Origin of the sequence: Succinivibrio dextrinosolvens, from assembly GCF_900116345.1 — a bacterium.
In the GTDB taxonomy this organism is placed as follows: Bacteria; Pseudomonadota; Gammaproteobacteria; order Enterobacterales; family Succinivibrionaceae; genus Succinivibrio; species Succinivibrio dextrinosolvens_B.
In genome coordinates this window covers 1-2,262 of the sequence record NZ_FPAH01000081.1, presented here as the reverse complement: position 1 = coordinate 2,262, position 2,262 = coordinate 1, and the positions used below count along the sequence as shown (strand labels likewise).

The window sequence follows — 2,262 nt, the reverse complement described above, 5'->3', positions numbered from 1 at the left end:
CTATAATAACACAAAAAATAAAGGAAGTCCCTTATTTTTTCAGGACTTCCGAAAATTTATTCTTGAAATGTAACTAGATCTTCAAAGAATGGGTTGATTTGAAGATATGCTAATCCTCTCTATATTGAGAGGATTATTTTTAGGAAAGTTCTTATTTTTTCTCTAAGAGTACACCTGTTTCTAGATGTTCTGTATATGGGAACTGATCAAAGAAAGCTAGTTTTTTTATGTTATGAGTCTTGCTCAAATATGCAAGATCTGAACATAAAGAAGTTGGACCACAAGAGATATAAATAACTCTGTTGAACCTTGCTGTGAAATCTAAAGCTTCCTTGTATTCTAGACCTGAGCGAGGAGGATCAATTAAAAGGGTTGTCAGATTGTAATCGTGGATATCAATATCAGCCAGTTTTAATCTATTAAATTCTCTTGTTCCCTCAAGAGCCTGAGCTACTTCAACTGCGGATAGTCTTGCAATACGTGTATTTTTAATATTGTTTTTTTCAATATTTTTAATAGCAGTAAAAGTCGGAACTCTGGATACCTCGGTAGAGAATACCTTTCTGAAAAGATCGGCAAGGCAGACTGTAAAAGTTCCACTTCCACAATACAGTTCGATTAAGTCTTCATCTTTACAGTTTGAGCAGCAGTCTCTTGCAAACTGAACCATGTTCTGGCATGCATAAATATTTGGCTGAGAAAAGTTGCCTTCAACCTGATAAAGGAAAAAATCTTTGTCTTTTGTCTTTATTGTTTCAAGGATAGTATCTGTATCAGCTAAAACTGTTTGTTTCTTAGCTCGACCGACAAAATTAACTGATAATCCCTCATCATTGAAGTGTTTTCTTAAAGCATATGCTTGTTCTTTAAATTTATTCTCATCAATTTTCTTGTGGAAATTTAAGGAGATAATGAGTTCTCCTTTTTGATTGGCAAGAAAATCTGCTTCAAAAAGCTTTATGGTTAGCTCATCATACTTCATCAGGTGCTGTTTCAGAATTTTCATAGCCTGATTGATTGCTTTTGAACCGACAGGGAAAGTTTTCAGTTCAATTCTCTGTTTTGGTTTTGTTTTAGGAACGAACATACAGAACTCAAAATCAGTGTGTTCTTTATTAAAGAAAACACAGAATTCGGTTCTCATTCTGTAATATTCAGTAGGGGATGCGAAAACTTCGGGAGCAGGAAAATCAAGATTATTTTTTTTAAATAAATTGACTACAGAATCTATTTTTTCATTAAGATATTGATCGTAATTTTGAGGATCGGTTGTTCCAATTAAAGTTTTTAGCATAATAGTATTTCGGTCCGTTAAAAAAAATATATGCGATCTTAAATTGTCGGAGCATAAAGTTAAAGTGAAAAGAGTTCTTTTTTTTGACTCAGGTGTAGGTGGCTTATCAATATTGCGCGATGTCATGAAATTAAATCATGACATTGAACCTTATTATCTATTTGATAATGAATGTTTTCCTTACGGAAGCAAATCAGAAAACTTTTTAATTAACCGAACTAAAACTTTAATTCAGCAGATTAACTCCGAGTTTAATTTCAATGCAATTGTAATTGCATGTAATACTGCTAGTACCGTGACTTTACCTTCTCTTCGCTCTGCAATAAAAGTTCCTATTGTAGGCGTTGTTCCTGCAGTAAAACCTGCAGCAAAACTTTCTAAAAACAAAATAATCGGATTGTTGGCTACTCCTGGGACCTTATCCAGAGAATACACAAGAAATCTTATTTCTAAGTTCGCTAGTGACTGCCATCTTATCTGTGTTGGAGATGCAATGTTGGCAGTTATTGCTGAGACACGTTTAACTACAGGAATTGTAGATAAAGAATCGATCAGAAAAATTGTTCAGCCATTTTTGTCGGAAAAAGTTGAAGAAAGACCTGATACTGTTGTTCTAGGATGTACTCATTATCCGTTTGTTAAAGATGTTCTGACTGAACTGCTTCCTGGGATGAAAATCATAGATTCAGGGGAAGCTATTGGCAGAAGAGTCAGAGATGTTATAAGAAATACTCCCTCATTAGATGTAAAAGATCCAAAACCTAGAGCCTTCTATACCGGTCATCTCTTGGATTATGCAGGAAGATTACGGATGGTACAGAAATTTGGGTTTGAAGAGTTGGAATGTTTTACTGTAAAACTGAATAATTAAACATACATTAAAAAGAAGCAATTAAAAAAAATTTAAAAAATTTTGATCTAGATCAAATAGCATAAATAAGCAATCCGACCTATACTCAGAAAGCTCA

Annotated in this window: 2 protein-coding genes; one reads left to right on the top strand and one right to left on the bottom strand. The window is 33.7% G+C overall.

Annotated elements, in window-relative coordinates; all coding sequences use genetic code 11:
* Positions 1-151: 151 nt before the first annotated feature.
* Complete coding sequence (gene trmA / locus BM308_RS13065; RefSeq protein ID WP_074945815.1) at positions 152-1,294, bottom strand: tRNA (uridine(54)-C5)-methyltransferase TrmA; 1,143 nt, start codon at positions 1,292-1,294, stop codon at positions 152-154.
* A 64-nt stretch (positions 1,295-1,358) separates the two neighbouring features.
* Here trmA and murI point away from each other — a divergent pair, with 64 nt between their 5' ends.
* A complete protein-coding gene (gene murI / locus BM308_RS13060) occupies positions 1,359-2,165 on the top strand; it encodes a glutamate racemase (RefSeq protein WP_083425601.1) in 807 nt (268 codons plus the stop codon).
* Positions 2,166-2,262 lie beyond the last annotated feature (97 nt).

Bases quoted from the DNA above. Each gene is read 5' to 3' on its own strand.
- trmA (WP_074945815.1), bottom strand. From the start codon at position 1,294: ATGCTAAAAACTTTAATTGGAACAACCGATCCTCAAAATTACGATCAA.